10 protein-coding genes are annotated in these 15,784 nt (G+C 73.4%); 6 read left to right on the plus strand and 4 right to left on the minus strand.

What is annotated here, in order from left to right; translation table 11 throughout:
- The first annotated feature begins 9 nt into the window (after positions 1-9).
- Together ACYF6T_RS11675 and ACYF6T_RS11680 are read left to right on the plus strand one after the other, a co-directional pair.
- Positions 10-1,716, plus strand: a complete 1,707-nt coding sequence (locus tag ACYF6T_RS11675) for a PHP domain-containing protein (protein ID WP_461695728.1) — start codon at positions 10-12, stop codon at positions 1,714-1,716.
- Entirely contained in the window at positions 1,713-2,336 is a 624-nt protein-coding gene (locus ACYF6T_RS11680; RefSeq protein ID WP_461695729.1) for a hypothetical protein, read from the plus strand. The genes ACYF6T_RS11675 and ACYF6T_RS11680 overlap by 4 nt, the downstream gene beginning before the upstream one ends.
- A gap of 30 nt (positions 2,337-2,366) precedes the next feature.
- Here ACYF6T_RS11680 and ACYF6T_RS11685 read toward each other — a convergent pair whose 3' ends face one another.
- On the minus strand, positions 2,367-2,540 hold the full coding sequence (locus ACYF6T_RS11685; RefSeq protein ID WP_461695730.1) for a hypothetical protein: 174 nt from the start codon (positions 2,538-2,540) through the stop codon (positions 2,367-2,369).
- Positions 2,541-2,565: 25 nt separating this feature from the next.
- Positions 2,566-2,922, minus strand: a complete 357-nt coding sequence (locus ACYF6T_RS11690) for a PRC-barrel domain-containing protein (RefSeq protein WP_461696012.1) — start codon at positions 2,920-2,922, stop codon at positions 2,566-2,568.
- A gap of 171 nt (positions 2,923-3,093) precedes the next feature.
- Between ACYF6T_RS11690 and ACYF6T_RS11695 the strand changes: the two genes are divergently transcribed.
- Both ACYF6T_RS11695 and asnB read left to right on the plus strand, forming a co-directional pair.
- Positions 3,094-4,158: a P1 family peptidase gene (locus tag ACYF6T_RS11695; protein WP_461695731.1), complete on the plus strand. Its 1,065-nt coding sequence runs from the start codon at positions 3,094-3,096 to the stop codon at positions 4,156-4,158.
- A gap of 269 nt (positions 4,159-4,427) precedes the next feature.
- Positions 4,428-6,269 carry an asparagine synthase (glutamine-hydrolyzing) gene (gene asnB / locus ACYF6T_RS11700; protein ID WP_461695732.1) on the plus strand — a complete coding sequence of 614 codons (1,842 nt, stop codon included), beginning with the start codon at positions 4,428-4,430 and terminating at the stop codon, positions 6,267-6,269.
- Between the two features lie 100 nt (positions 6,270-6,369).
- Here the strand turns inward: asnB and ACYF6T_RS11705 are convergent, their stop codons facing one another.
- A complete protein-coding gene (locus ACYF6T_RS11705) occupies positions 6,370-6,831 on the minus strand; it encodes a MarR family winged helix-turn-helix transcriptional regulator (RefSeq protein ID WP_461695733.1) in 462 nt (153 codons plus the stop codon).
- Positions 6,832-6,913: 82 nt separating this feature from the next.
- Between ACYF6T_RS11705 and ACYF6T_RS11710 the strand changes: the two genes are divergently transcribed.
- Positions 6,914-7,498 (plus strand): NADPH-dependent FMN reductase, encoded by a 585-nt coding sequence (locus tag ACYF6T_RS11710; RefSeq protein ID WP_461695734.1) that lies wholly within the window; start codon positions 6,914-6,916, stop codon positions 7,496-7,498.
- A gap of 119 nt (positions 7,499-7,617) precedes the next feature.
- Here ACYF6T_RS11710 and ACYF6T_RS11715 read toward each other — a convergent pair whose 3' ends face one another.
- A complete protein-coding gene (locus ACYF6T_RS11715; RefSeq protein WP_461695735.1) occupies positions 7,618-8,157 on the minus strand; it encodes a P-loop NTPase family protein in 540 nt (179 codons plus the stop codon).
- Between the two features lie 175 nt (positions 8,158-8,332).
- On the opposite strand from ACYF6T_RS11715, the gene ACYF6T_RS11720 reads away from it, so the two are divergent.
- Positions 8,333-15,775, plus strand: a complete 7,443-nt coding sequence (locus ACYF6T_RS11720; RefSeq protein ID WP_461695736.1) for a SpvB/TcaC N-terminal domain-containing protein — start codon at positions 8,333-8,335, stop codon at positions 15,773-15,775.
- Positions 15,776-15,784 lie beyond the last annotated feature (9 nt).

The raw sequence follows: 15,784 nt of genomic DNA on the forward strand, positions 1-15,784 counted from the left end.
GGAGTTGAGATGAGTCACGACCACAGACACGGCCATGGCCACGGCCACCACCATCACCACGACGGCGCGGAGACGGCCTCCCTGCCGCCCGCCCTCGACATGACCGTCCCGGACGAGGAACTGAGCCCCGGTCAGCTCTCGCGGCGTTCCATGCTGCGCCGGGCCGGTCTGCTCGGCGCGGGGCTGGCGGCGGGCAGCGTGCTCGCGGGCGCGGGGGAGGCAGCCGCGTCCCCGGCCGGGTCGTCCGGGACGGGCGACCCGCGCTCCGGCGGCTACCTGTGGCTGGCCGGCGACCACCACATCCACACCCAGTACAGCTCCGACGCCAAGTACCGGGTCATCGACCACGTCCGCCAGGCCAACGCGCACGGCCTGGACTGGATGGTCATCACCGACCACGGCAGCGAGACGCACGCCAAGATCGGTGTGGAGAAGGTCAACCCGGACATCGTCGCCGCCCGCGCCAAGGTCGAGGACACCCTGGTCTTCCAGGGCCTGGAGTGGAACATCCCGGCCGCCGAGCACGGCACCGTCTTCGTCCACCCCGGCAGCAACGAGGTCGCCGTCCTCAAGGAGTTCGAGAACTCCTTCGACGGCGCCGTGCAGAAGGCCACGGCCAACACCCCGGCCAACGAGGCCCTGGCCATCGCCGGCGTGAACTTCCTCGCCGAGCAGGTCCGGCGCCGCAAGGTCAAGGACGCGCTGTTCCTCGCCAACCACCCCGCGCGCAAGGGCATCGACTCCCCGCACGAGATCCGCGCCTGGCGCGACGCGCAGCCCGCCATCGCCGTCGGCATGGAGGGCGCCCCCGGCCACCAGGCCGCCGGCATCGCCGCCCCGCAGGGTCCCGGCTCCGGGCGCGGCGGCTACGACAACAGCCCCAGCGCCGACTCCTTCGCGGCCTACCCGCTGGAGAGCTACCGCACCTGGGGCGGCTTCGACTGGATGACCGCCACGGTCGGCGGGCTGTGGGACAGCCTGCTCGCCGAGGGCAAGCCGTGGTGGATCACCGCCAACTCCGACTCCCACAACGTCTACGCCGACACGGCCGTACGCGGCGCGAACAGCGACTTCGCCGGCAACGGCAAGTACAACGACCCGGTCTACGGCGGCGGCCTGAACCTGGGCGACACCGACTTCTGGCCCGGCCAGTACAGCCGTACGCACGTCGGCGCCGCGTCGTTCTCCTACAAGGCGGTCATGGACGGCATCCGGGCCGGCCGGGTCTGGGTGGACCACGGCGGCCTGATCAGCGGCCTCAACGCCCAGCTGCGGTCGGGCTACCGGTCCGTCACCCTCGGCGGCATGCTGCAGGTGCGCCGCGGCAGCCAGGTCGACCTGGTCGTCGAGATCAGCCTGGCCAACGGCCCCAACTGGGCGCAGTTCGTGCCCACGCTGGCCCGCGTCGACGTCATCCAGGGCCACGTCACCGGCCCGGTCTCCGACAAGGACATCTTCGCCACGCCCACCACCAAGGTGGTGAAGTCCTTCGACGTGAACAGGGCCACCGGCACCGTGCGTCTGACCTACTCGCTGGGCAAGGTGGACAAGCCGCTGTACGTACGACTGCGCGGCACCGACGGCAACCGCTCCGCCGTCGGCGTCAACGGCGCCTCCGTCGACCCGGCCGGCCCGGCGATGGACGTCCTCGGGGACGCCGACCCGTGGAAGGACCTGTGGTTCTACTCCAACCCCATGTGGGTCCTGCCCGCATGAGCGCACCCCGCCACGCGTCCGGCGTCCGCCCCGTTCTCGGGGTGGACGCCGGCACGGTGAGCCTGCGCGAGGCCGACCACCTCGTCCACCGGCTGGCCGACGAGCTCGGCCTGCCGGCCGCCACTCTCGCCTGCACCCACCTGATCCGCACCGACGACCGCCGCGGTACGGCGGTCTCCCTCGCCCTGCCCGACACGGCGGCGGCCGAGGCGGCCTGGCGGCGGCTGGCCGCCCCGGACCGGGCGGAGACGGGCGCGGCTCTGGGCGAGCGCCGGCTCGGCCCGGCCATCGCCGCCCACGCGGCGGCGCTGGCCGCCGCGGAGCACACGGGCCGGCTCGGCGGACGCGCCGTCCTCTATCCGGGGGTGGACCGGCTCACCGGCACGGTGACCGTGGCCGACCTGCTCGCCTCGACCGCCATCGAGCGTGTGACGGTGATCGGCGCGGCCACGACGGACGGCACCGGCCCGGATCCCGCCACGCCGGTGCTCACCCGCGACCACGTCCGGCCCGAGTGGCGCTCCGGGCGGCTCACCCTCGCCCTCGTCCCGGCGGTGGGCGGCACCCTCGCGCCGTTCGAGGTGCCCAACCCCACTCCCTGCTGCGCCGACCACGCCTGAGCGCGTCGCGGCCGCGGGCCGGTCGCCGGGTCAGCGCGCGATGCGGTGCTTGCGGCCGCCGCGGCGGAAGCGCACGGCGGCGTAGGCGAGGTCGGCGAGCAGGACGACGGCGCCGATGATCAGCAGGTAGAACAGGCCGTGCGCGGCGAATCCGATGATGCCCAGCACGAGGGCTACGAGGATGAGGAGCAGGAACAGGCTCATCAGTGCTCCCGGCGGCTTCGGGGGGTCAGCGGCGGGCGAGACGCCGCTCGCCGCCGGCCCCCGGCGTGTAGTCGAGTTCGTAGTGCGCGAAGATGCCCGGCTCGTCGGAGGCCGGCAGCTCTCCGTCGGTGTCGATCGTGGGGGCCTTCTTCACCAGGTCCTTGGGTTGGGTGATCTTGAGATAGCCCGGTCCGACCGTCGCGCCGGTCAGCGGCACGAACGTCAGACGGCGGCGGGTGGGCAGCCCCACGGTCACCGTCGCGAAGAAGGGCTGGTCGGTCGCGGTGTCCACGTAGACCGCCTCCAGCGTGCCGATCTTGTGGCCGCGCGGGTCGACCACATCATGACCACGCCATTCGCGGATGTCGCCTGCCTCGAACATCATCAACCTCCCCCAAGGGGGTACCCCCCATCGCCGCCGTGATACCGCCGCCAATGGGGCGACCTTGGCGGTCGTGGGAGGCTGGGAGCCCGCGCCCGCGAGGAGGTCGTTCCGTCCGTCCGCACCGGCCGACCGGCGGGAGCCGTGCCCGTCGCCGCTAAGGTGCCGATCATGCGCGCACCCGTACCGGACCCGCCCCCGTCCTCACTCCCCGCGGCCCGCCGCGCCCGCGAACTCGGCCTGATCGTCGGCGACTTGCCCACCGGCCCGCTGAACGCGATCACGGACGTGCCCGGAGTCCGCGTGGGGCACGCCACGGTGAAGTCGCCGCCGCGGGTGCACAGCGGGGTGACCGCGATCGTGCCCGACGGGGTGGGCCCCGGCAGTCCGCGGCCGGCCGGGGTGTTCGCGGGCAACGGCTACGGAAAGCTGATCGGCGCCACCCAGACGGCCGAGCTGGGCACGCTGGAGACCCCCGTCCTACTCACCTCGACCCTCTCGGCGTTCCGCGTCGCCGACGCCCTGGTGGGCTGGCTCCTGGAGCGGCCCGAGGGAGCGGAGGCACGGAGCGTGAACCCGGTGGTGGGGGAGTGCAACGACGGGCTGCTGTCCGACATCCGCTCCCGCCCGGTCGGTGCGCAACACGTCCGCGCCGCGCTCGACGGCGCTTCGGCAGGGCCGGTCGCCGAGGGGTGCGTCGGCGCGGGCACCGGCACGGCCGCCCTGGGGTTCAAGGCGGGCATCGGCACCTCGTCGCGGCGGGTGCCGCTCGCCGGGCGGGAGGTCACCCTCGGGGTGCTGGTCCAGGCGAACTTCGGCGGCACGCTCCGGGTCCTCGGCCGTACGGTGACGCCGGCCGACGTGGGTCTTGCCGAGCCGCGGTCCGGGCCGGACGACGGCTCCTGCATGGTCGTGGCGGCGACCGACGCGCCGGTGGACGCCCGGCAGCTGACCCGCCTGGCGCGCCGTGCCGTCTACGGCCTGGGCCGGGTGGGCGCCGCGTACGGGCACGGCAGCGGCGACTACGGCCTCGCCTTCGGCACCCGCCCCGCGGACATGCCGGCCGGCCCCGCCGTGCTGCCCGACGACGCACTCGACCCCCTGTTCCTCGCCGTGCTCGACGCGGTGGAGGAAGCCGTCCTCAACTCCCTGCTGATGGCCACCACGACCACGGGCCCCCGCGGCGACACCCGTCACCCGCTGCCGGCCGCACCGCTCCTCGCACTGCTGCGGTGAGGTGGAGAAGTTTTTACCCGTGGCCGGATCGCGGCGGGATCGGCCGGTGGCAGGCGGCCCGTCGGGTTTCACGTGTGCAAAGTACGGCTGAAAACGTTGGCCCACACGGGTCGGCGGTGTTACGGCCGTGTTGACCGCTTCGGGGCGCCGGGCACACTCTCGCATATACATGGCAATTACATCTTCTTTGTCGGTCCGGTCGCCTCGCCCGCGTGAAAGAGCAGGTGAGAGCCGGTTTCCGGCAAGGATGTGGAGCGGGAGGCGTCACCATGTGCGGCATCACCGGCTGGATCTCCTTCGACCGCGACCTGCGCACCGAGACCGCCGCATTGGATGCGATGACCGAGACGATGGCCTGCCGGGGCCCCGACGACCGCGGCACCTGGGTGCAGGGACCGGCGGCCCTCGGGCACCGCAGGCTCGCGATCATCGACCTGCCCGGCGGCCGGCAGCCGATGAGCGCCGACACCGCGCACGGGAGCGTGGCCCTCGTCTACTCGGGAGAGACGTACAACTTCACCGAACTGCGCCGTGAACTCACCGCCCGCGGCCACGAGTTCACCACCGATTCCGACACCGAGGTGGTCCTGCGCGGCTACCTGGAATGGGGCGAGGAGGTCGCCGAGCGGCTCAACGGCATGTACGCCTTCGCCCTGTGGGACGGCCGCCGCGACACGCTGGTGATGATCCGGGACCGTATGGGCATCAAGCCCTTCTACTACTACCCGACGCCCGACGGCGTCCTGTTCGGCTCCGAACCCAAGGCCATCCTCGCCAACCCCCTCGCCCCCGCCCGCGTCACCCTCGACGGGCTGCGCGAGCTGTTCACCATGATCAAGACGCCCGGGCACGCCGTCTGGGACGGCATGGCGGAGGTCGAGCCCGGCACCGTCGTCACGGTCGACCGCTCGGGCGTGCACCGGCGCGTCTACTGGGAACTGGAGACCCGGCCCCACACCGACGACCGCGACACCACCATCGCCACCGTCCGCTCCCTCCTCGACGACATCGTGCGCCGCCAGCTCGTCGCCGACGTGCCGCGCTGCACCCTGCTCTCCGGCGGCCTCGACTCCTCCGCGATGACCGCGCTCGCCGCCCGCCAACTCGGCGCCCACGGCGAGAAGGTGCGCAGCTTCGCCGTCGACTTCGTGGGCCAGAGCGACCACTTCGTCGCCGACGAACTGCGCGGCACCCCCGACACCCCGTTCGTGCACGCCGTGGCCCGCACCGCCCACACCGAGCACCAGGACATCGTCCTCGACGCCCAGGCGCTCGCCGACCCCGGCGTGCGCGCCAAGGTGATCCGGGCCCGCGACCTGCCCGCCGGGCTCGGCGACATGGACGCCTCGCTGTACCTGCTGTTCAGGGCGATTCGCGACCAGTCGACCGTCGCCCTGTCCGGCGAGTCCGCCGACGAGGTCTTCGGCGGCTACCTGCAGTTCTTCGACGAGGAGGCCCGGCGCGGCACCACCTTCCCCTGGCTGGTGAGCTTCGGCCGCCACTTCGGCGAGGACGCCGAGGTCCTGCGCCCCGACCTGCTCGACGCGCTGGACCTGGACCGCTACGTCGCCGACGGCTACCGCACCGCCGTCACCGGCATCCAACGCCTCGACGGCGAGAGCGACTTCGAGTACCGGATGCGGCGCATCTGCCATCTGCACCTCACCCGCTTCGTGCGCATCCTGCTCGACCGCAAGGACCGGGCGAGCATGGCCGTCGGCCTCGAAGTCCGGGTCCCGTTCTGCGACCACCGGCTCGTGGAGTACGTCTACAACACGCCCTGGGCGCTGAAGTCCTTCGACGGCAGGGAGAAGAGCCTGCTGCGCGAGGCGACCGCCGACGTGCTGCCCAGGTCCGTCTACGACCGGGTCAAGAGCCCGTACCCCTCCACCCAGGACCCCAAGTACGCCGCCGCGCTCCAGGATCAGGCCAGGGACCTGCTGACCCGGCCCGGCCACCGGGTCTTCGACCTCGTCGACCGCGACCGCCTCCACCGCGTCGCCCACCGTGAGGCGCCGGTGAGCACCCAGGCCGAGCGCCGCGGTCTGGAGCGCGCCCTCGACCTCGCCCTGTGGCTCGACATGTACGACCCGGAGATCCGCCTCACCTGACGACGCCGGGCTCACCCTTCGCCGCGCGCGAAGGCCCGCGGTGTACAGTGCGGACCTTCGCGCGTCGCCCCGGCGCGGCAGCCGTTCCCCGACATGCCGTCTACGACGCGCCTTCGGCCCGGGCGATCATCTGGTCGCTCCAGGCCCTGATGGCCGCGGCCTGCTCCGAGGTGAGCGGTTCGAAGAAGCAGCGGCGGACGTTGTCGGCATGTGCCACGACGGCGCTCTCCACGAGACGGCGCCCGTCCGGCGTCAGCTCGACGCCTGTGCGCCGCCCACTCGCCCCGCTCTCGGTGCGCACCACGAGACCGCGGTTCTCCATCCGCGTGAGCTGATGCGACACCCGGCTCTTCTCCCAGCCCAGTGACGCCGCCATGTCCACCACGCGCATCTCGCGGTCAGGTGCTCGCAGCAGGGTCACCAGGACGCTGAACTCCGCCTTGGAGATGCCGAATCCGGACTGCAGGCGGCGGTCGATCTCCTGCATGAGCAGGCGCTGCGCGCGCATCCAGGTATCCCAGAGGTCCCACTGCTCGGGCTTCAGGGCGTCGGGTTCGCGCATGGGGCCAGGCTACCGAGCCAGAGTTGACGTGACAACTTGCGACTCCCTAGAGTTGTCACGTCAACTCTTTGGGAAGGATGACATGGCCCTCCGCATCGGAATCATCCTCGGCAGCACCCGGCCCGGACGCCGGGGCGACCAGATCGCGTCCTGGCTGCTCGACACCGCCCGCGCACACGGCGGCGCCGACTACGAACTCATCGACCTCGCCCACCACGGCCTCGGCAACCTGGACGAGGCCGGCAACCCCAGCCACCAGCAGTACGAGCATCCCCACACCCGCGCGTGGGCCGAGCTGATCGACGGCTTCGACGGCTACGTGTTCCTCGTCCCCGAGTACAACCACTCCTTTCCCGGGGCGTTGAAGAACGCGCTGGACTTCATCTACCGGGAGTGGAACGACAAGGCCGCCGGCATCGTCAGCTACGGCGGGTGGGCGGCCGGGGTCCGGGCCGCCGAGGCGCTGCGTCTCGTGCTCGCCGAACTCCAGGTCGCCACGGTGCGCGCGCAGCCCGCCATCGCGCTGATCCCCGCCTTCGCCTCCGGCACCTTCGTGCCCGGCGACGGCCTCGCGGCGTCGGTCGGCGACATGCTCGACCAGGTGATCGCCTGGTCCACCGCGCTGCGCGGCCTGCGCGAAGGCAAGGCGAGCACGGCCGCCGCCTGAGCGGCCACGGCATCACCGGCGGGTGCGCCGTGACACATCGCGGTCCCTCCGGGCCTGCATGAGGGGGGCGGGGCGGGCGCCGTCCCGCCCCTCCGTGTCGGCTGCCGGAGGCGCGACGCTCAGCTGCCCGGCTCGGTGAGCCGCAGGGACGCCAGCCAGTCGGCCGTCTCGGCCGGGTGGCCGAAGCGGAGGGTGCGCAGAGGGGCGAAGCGGGGATCGCCGACGCGGCGTTCGATCTCGCGGCGGCGGGGTCCGTGCTGGGACCAGGCCCACCAGGCCGGGTGTTCCCGGCTCAGCCAGCCCCGCCAGGTTTCCCGGTTGCCGCCGAAGACGATCTCTCGTCTGACGGTGCGGCGCAGGGACCGGCGCAGCACCCGGGGCATGATCACGCGTTTGGGATAGTCCAGCCAGACCACGGTGTCGGCCCGGTCCCAGAGCAGGTCGCGGACCTCGGGGTAGCCGAGGGAGTCGACGATCCAGCGCGGCCCGGCCGTGAGCCTGGTGACGTCCTCGGCCAGCTTCTCGTTGACGGCCCAGCCGGGGCCGCTGAAGTACAGCGCGTCCATCTCGTGGTACGGCATGCCGAGGTGGCCACTCAGCGCCCGGGCGAGCGTCGACTTGCCCGCACCGGTCACCCCCACCACCAAGATCCGTTCCACACCGGCACCTTATCCCGCCGGTCGCGCGGCGTGCGTTCCGCTGAGTGAACCGGCGCTGGACCGTCACCGCACCGGTTCCCAGACTGGGCCGCCCAGCGCTCGGGACTGCGCGGGTCTCCACCCCACGACGAGGCCTCCGGCGCAACCCGGTGATCTCGATCGAGGGGACGGGTGGATGAGCACGGAGGGTACGACCGACACCGCCGCGGCGGGCTCGGTGATCTCGTTGCCCAAGGGCGGCGGCGCGGTGAGCGGCCTGGGGGAGAAGTTCTCGCCCGACCTGTTCACCGGGACGGGGAACTTCTCGGTACCGATCGCGATACCGGAGGGACGGCGCGGCGTACAGCCCCAGTTGACCCTCGCCTACAGCACGGGCAGCGGCAACGGCCCCTTCGGCCTCGGCTGGCACCTCGGCCTGCCCGGCGTGACCCGCAAGACCTCACGGGGCCTGCCACGCTACGTCACCGGGGCCGCCCCCGGCTCCCAGGGCCCCGACGGCGAACGAGCCGACGTGTTCGTGCTGACGGGCGCCGACGACCTGGTGCCGGTCGCGGGCGGCTACCCGGGCCGCGTGCTGTACCGGCCCAGAACCGAGGGCCTGTTCGCCCGGATCGAGCACGTCATGGACGACTCCGGCGACTTCTGGGAAGTCCGCGCCAAGGACGGCACCCGCACCAGATACGGCTCCGCGAGACCGGCCGACGCCCCCGAGGGCTGGCGGGACCCGGCCGTCGTCGCCGACCCGCAGGCGCCCGCCCACGTCTTCGGCTGGCGGATCACCGAGAGCGCCGACCCGCACGGCAACCTCGTCAGATACACCTACCTGCGCGACGCCGGCCGGGAACCCGGCCACACCTGGGACCAGCCCCTGCTCGCCCGGATCTCCTACGCCGACTACGGCGACCGGTCCGCCCCGTCGTTCCTGGTCACGGTGGACTTCGACTACTCGGCGCGCCCCGATCCCTGCTCCGACCACCGCGCCGGGTTCGAGATCCGGACGTCACTGCGGTGCGACACCGTGCGGGTGACCACCCATGCCGCCGACGGCGTGGCACGAGTCGCCCGCGAGTACCGACTCGGCTACCGGCAGGCCGACTTCAACGGCGTCTCCCTGCTGACCGACGTGACCGCGGTCGGCATCGACGCCTCACCCCCGCCCGGCACGACCACCGGCACCGACGGCGACAGCGGGGACGGCGGGGACGGCGGGGACGGCCCGGGCGGCATCCCCGGCCCCGGCGACGGCCCGGGCGGCGTCCCCACCCACGATCCCGAGCTCACCGGCTCCGGCACGAGCGCCGCCGCGCCGGCGTTGGAAGCCCTGCCGACCCTCGCCTTCACCTACACCGACTTGACCCCGGCCACCCGCCGCTTCCGGCCGGTGAGCGGCCCCGGTCTGCCGGCCGCCGTACTCGCCGACCCGACCATGACCCTGGTCGACCTGCACGGCACCGGACTGCCCGACCTGGTCGAGTTCGGCGCGGCGAAACGCGTCTGGCGCAACGCCGGCGACGGCACGTTCGAGCTGCCCCGCCTCATGACGCAGGCGCCACCGCTGTCCCTCGCCGACCCCCGCGTACGGTTCATGGACGCCGACGGCGACGGCCGCCCCGACCTCCTGGTCTCCGCGACGGCGTCGGGCGGCGGCAGCGCGGGCTACTTCCCGTCGGCCTTCGAGGACGGCTGGAGCCGCCGCTCCTTCCAGCGCTACCCGCAGGCCCCGTCCGTCCGACTCGCCGACCCGAACGTGAAGTTCGTCGACCTCGACGGCGACGGACTGACCGACGTGCTGCGCTCCGGCACCCGGCTGGAGTGCTGGTTCAACGACCGCGACCCGCAGCAGGCGTGGCGGCGCACCGCCGTCGGCAACGGCACCGGTCCGCAGGTCGACCTCGCCGACCCGCGGGTGCGGCTGGCGGACATGACCGGAGACGGCCTGCAGGACCTGGTGCTGCTGCGCAGCGGCAACGTCGCGTACTGGCCGAACCTGGGCCACAACCGGTGGGGCGCGCGGGTGACGATGCGCCAGTCGCCGCGCCTGCCCGACGGCTACGACCCGCGCCGGGTGCTGCTCGGCGACGTCGACGGGGACGGCGCCGCCGACCTGGTCTACGTCGACCACGGCCGGGTGCTGGTGTGGGGCAACCGGTCGGGCGACGCCTGGACCGCCGGGCCGGTCACCATCACCGGCACCCCGGGCGTCGTCGGCTCCGACTCGGTCCAGCTGTGCGACCTGTACGGCACCGGGATGGCCGGGGTCCTGTTCAGCCGGGCGGCCGGCGGACCGGGGCGTGCCGGGGCGGACCTGCGCTTCCTCGACCTCACGGGCGGGACGAAGCCGTACCTGCTGGCCGGCATGGACAACAACCTCGGCGCCCTCACCCGGGTGACGTACGCCCCCTCCACCCGGGAGTACCTGCGCGACCAGGCCGATCCCGCGACGCGTTGGCGCACCACGCTGCCCTTCCCCGTGCACGTGGTCACGCGCGTCGAGGTCACCGACCGGATCTCGGGCGGCAGGCTGACCACCGGCTACCGCTACCACCACGGCTACTGGGACGGCGTCGAGCGGGAGTTCCGCGGGTTCGCGATGGTCGAACAGCTCGACAGCGAGACGTTCGCCGACGCGCCCGCCACCGGCCCGGGGGCCGCGCCCGACGGGCACTTCTCACCGCCGACGCTGACGCGCAGCTGGTTCCACCCGGGACCGGTCGGGGCCGCCGAATCCGGCGAGTGGAGCGAACTCGACCTGCGGGACACCTACTGGGACGGCGACCCGCCGATGCTGCCCCGGCCGCCCGCGCAGAGCGCCCTCCTGGCCGAACTGCCGCGCGAGGCACGGCGGTCCGCGCTGCGGGCGCTGCGGGGGCAGCTGCTGCGCACGGAGTTGTACGCGCTCGACGGCAGCCCGCGCGAGGGCCGCCCGTACACGGTCACCGAGACACTGCCGGGCCTGCGGCAGGAGTGGGCCCCGGCCGCCCCGGGCGACACCGACCGGGAGCGGGTCTTCTTCCCGTTCACCCTCGCCGCCCGCACCACCCAGTGGGAGCGCGGGGCCGAGCCGATGACCCGCTTCACCTTCCCCGGCGACCACGACGCCTACGGATTCGCCACCAGCCGGCTCGACGTCGCCGTGCCGCGAGGGCGCGACCCGCTGGCCGCCGCCGCGCCCGGTACGTCCGCGCAGCCGTACCTGGCCACCTTCACGACCACCGAGTACGCGCGCCGCGACGACACCGGCCACTACCTGGTCGACCGCGTGGCCCGGACGACCGGGTACGAGGTCGTCAACGACGGTCTGCTGCCGGTGCCCGACCTGCGCGAGGCCGTCCTCGGCGGGCCGGGCCGGCCGGTGGGTCAGGGCGTGTCGCTGCGGGTCGTCGCCCACACCCGCACCTACTACGACGGCGCGGCCTACACCGGCCTCGCCCTGGGCACGCTGGGCGAGCACGGGCTGCCCGTGCGCACCGAGTCGCTCGCCTTCACCGACGCCTTCCTCGACGACCTGTTCGACCCGGCCGACCCGCGGGCGGTCACCCCTCGTCCGCTGTACCTGGCACCGGGCGGCGCCGCCGCCTGGCCGGTCGAGTACCCCCGGGAGTTCGGCGCGCTGCTGCCACCCCTGGCCGGATACACGCACTACGCGGACGGCGAGGTGCCCGGCTCCCCGGGCGGCTACTACATCACCGCCGAACGGCACCGCTACGACGTCCACGTCCCCGGCCGGGTGCCGCGCGGGCTGCCGGTGTCGTCGCTCGACCCCCTCGGCGCCGAGAGCCGGATCGACTACGACCGGCACGACCTGCTGCCGGTGCGCACGGTCGACCCGGCCGGGCTGGAGATCACCGCGGTGCACGACTACCGCGTGCTGCAGCCCGTCGAGACGACCGACGCCAACGGCAACACCGCCCGGGTGACCTTCTCCCCGGCCGGCCTCGTCACGGCCCGCTTCACGCGCGGCGAGAACGGCGAGGGCGACCGCACCGCGCCGGGCATGGTGATGGCGTACGACATGCTCGCGTTCGCCGACGGCGGCCGGCCCGCCTGCGTGCGCAGTGTCCGGCGCGTGCACCACGACACCGACGCGGACGTTCCGGCCGCCGAGCGGGACGAGGTGATCGTCTCGGTGGAGTACTCCGACGGGTTCGGCCGCATCCTGCAGACCCGCTCCCAGGCGGAGGACACCCTGTTCGGCGACGCGGAGTTCGGCGGCGGGGTGATCCCGGCGCGGGATCTCGCGGCGGCCGGCGACACCACCGGACGCACACGTGCCGCGTCGGACCCGGACAACGTGGTCGTCTCCGGCTGGCAGATCTACGACAACAAGGGCCGGGTGGTGGAGAAGTACGAGCCGTTCTTCTCCACCGGCTACGACTACGGGCAGCCCGGCGAAGCCCAACGCGGCCGCAAGACGGTGACGTTCCACGACCCGCGTGGTCACGCCGTGAAGACGGTGAGCCCCGACGGCGCCGAGCAGCGGGTCGTGCTCGGCATCCCGGCCGACCTGGCCGACCCGGACCGGTACACGCCGACGCCGTGGGAGTCGTACACCTACGACCCGAACGACAACGCGGGCCGCACCCACGGCGACGCCGCCGCGGGCTACCGCGCCCACTGGGACACGCCGGCCGGCAGCGAGGTCGACGCGCTCGGGCGGACCGTGCGGGCCGTCCTGCGCAACGGCGCCGCCGCCGGCGACCGGCTCGTCACCACCTCCGCGTACGACATCCAGGGCAACCTCGTCTCCGTGACCGACCCGCTCGGGCGCGTGGCGTTGCGCTACGTGCACGACCTGGCCAAGCGGCGCTGGCGGGTGGAGAGCGGCGACGCCGGGCGGCGCGACAGCGTGCTCGACGCGCTCGGCCGGCCGGTCGAATCCCGGGACGGCAAGGGCGCGTTGACCCTCGGCGCCTACGACCTGCTGCACCGGCCGACCCGGGTCTGGGCCCGCAACGCGGCCGACGGCCCGGTGACACTGCGCCAGTTCATCGAGTACGGCGACGGCGGCACCCCCGCCCAGCCGGCCGCCGACCGCGCCGCGGCCCGCGCGCTGAACCTGCTCGGGCGTGCCACACGCCACCGTGACGAGGCGGGGCTGGTGTCCACCGGCGCGGTCGACTTCAAGGGCAACGTGCTGGAGTCCTCCCGCAGGGTGATCGCCGACGCCCCGGTCCTCGCCGGCTACACCGCGGCCGCGGCGAACGGCTGGCGGGTGACACCGTTCCAGGTCGACTGGACGCCGGCCGCGGGCCAGGACCAGGCCGCCCGCGACAGCGCGCTGCTGGAGCCGGCGGGCTACGCCACCTCGACGCGCTACGACGCGCTCAACCGGATCGTGTCCCACCTCTTCCCGGCCGATGTCACCGGCCACCGGCGCGAGTTGCGGCCCGCCTACAACCGGGCGGGAGCGGTGGACGCGGTCACCCTCGACGGCACGGCGTTCGTGCGGCGGCTCGTCTACGACGCCAAGGGCCAGCGCACCCTGGTCGCCTACGGCAACGGGATCATGACCCGCTACGCCTACGACCCGCTGACCTTCCGGCTCGCCAGGATGCGCAGCGAGCCCTACACGTCGGCCGACGGCCTGACCTACCGCCCGACCGGGACCGTCGTCCAGGACGTCGGCTACGGCTACGACCTCGCCGGGAACGTCCTGGTGCTTCGCGACCGCACCCCCGGCAGCGGCATCCCGGGCAACCCCGACGCCCTCGCCACGACCGACCCCGCCCTGCGCGCCCTGCTCGCCGCCGGCGACGCCCTGGACCGGCGGTTCGGCTACGACCCGGTCTACCGTCTGCTGTCCGCCACCGGCCGCGAGCACCAGACGCCCGCCGCGGGCGACCCCTGGTCCGCCGCCCCACGCGGCACCGACCCGACGAAGACCCGGGCGTACACCGAGACCTACGGCTACGACCCGGCGGGCAACCTGCTCACCCTCGCCCACACCGCCGCCACCGGCTTCCGCCGCGTCTTCACCACCGCCGCGGACAACAACCGGGTGCGGCGGATGACCGTGGGAGACACGCCGTACGACTACACCTTCGACGCCGGCGGCAACCTGCTCGCCGAGACCACCTCCCGGCACTTCGCCTGGAACCACGCCGACCAGACGACGGCGTTCGCGACCCAGACGCCGGGCGCCGAACCCTCCCTGCACGCGCAGTACCTGTACGACGCGGCGGGGCAGCGGGTGAAGAAGCTCGTGCGCCGGCAGGGCGGCGCCGTGGAGGTCACCCACTACCTGAACGGGACCTTCGAGCACCACCGCTGGGCCGTCGGCACCCCCGGCGCGGGCGAGAACAACCTCGTGCACGTCATGGACGACCGGCAACGCGTCGCCCTGGCCCGCGTCGGCCCCGCCCACCCCGACGACCAGGGCCCCGCCACCGCCTACCACCTGCCCGACCACCTCGGCAGCAGCACCGCCGTCCTCGACGCCGCCGGCGCCGTCAACAACCGGGAGGAGTACACGCCGTTCGGCGAGACCAGCTTCGGCAGCCACACCCGCAAGCGGTACCGCTACACCGGGATGGAACGGGACGAGGAGAGCGGGCTCGGTCACCACCACGCCCGCTGCTACGCCCCGTGGCTGGCCCGCTGGACCTCCTGCGACCCGCTCACCTCGCCGCACGGCGGGTCGAGTTACGCCTACGTGGCCAACAAGCCCACCGGGCTGGTCGATCCCGACGGCGCGGACGACAGGAAGCCGCCCGCACAGGAGGGGCCGTCCACGTCCTCGGAGGAGGCGCATCCGACGACCGAGGCGGACATCCCCTACCAGCGGGGCATCAGGGGCTTCGTCGAGTCCATCCTCGTCGGCGGACGGGGCCCGGCCGGCAACCGGCGCTACGACAGTCTCGGCCCGGACCAGACCTTCGCGCGCGGCCTGATGGACAAGGGGTGGGGCTGCACGCTCTGCCACATCACCACGCAGGTCTGGAACACCTGGGGTCCGCGCGGGGTCAACCCGGTGAACAACCTGCCGCTGGACTGGACGATCAACGAGCCGGCCTTCTGGAAGTACGCCGCCACCAGCATGTACGCGCGGGCCTTCGTCGAGTCCGCGCTCGGCGCCAAGACCATGGCCGACGGGCTGGCGGGCCTGCCATTCCGCACCCCCCGGCGCAGCGCGCCCACCCCGCCGAGCCTGCCCGCGCCCGTCGCCCCGCGCCCGCCCCAGGTCGTCATCCGGTGGACCGGCGCGATGGCGCAGGCACCGAGCGACGCCCAGTTCCTGCGGTTCAACCTCGAATGGGCGCAGGCGGACGGGCCCCTGATCCGCGGCGGGCGGCTGCCGGACGACGCCGCGCTGCGCAGAGTGGCCCGCAACCACATGGACAGCATCGGCTTCGACCGGAGCGGGCGGCAGGCCATGCACCCGCTGGACTCCGTCGCCAACCGGCACCTGACACCCAACGGACCGGTCGGGACCACGTACTACTTCGGCGACCGGTCGGTGAACGCCTCCTTCGGCGCCCAGCTCGGCAACGAGCTCAACCGGCTCGGCGTCCGCCCCGGCGACCCCTTCACCGTCACCTTCCAGGGGTTCCCCGACTACACCACCGTCCGGCCGATCGCACCGCCGGCCAGCCCGCCCGACCTCAGAGGAAGTCGCTGAGGGCCCGTC

Source organism: Streptomyces sp. 7R007 (genome assembly GCF_054850255.1).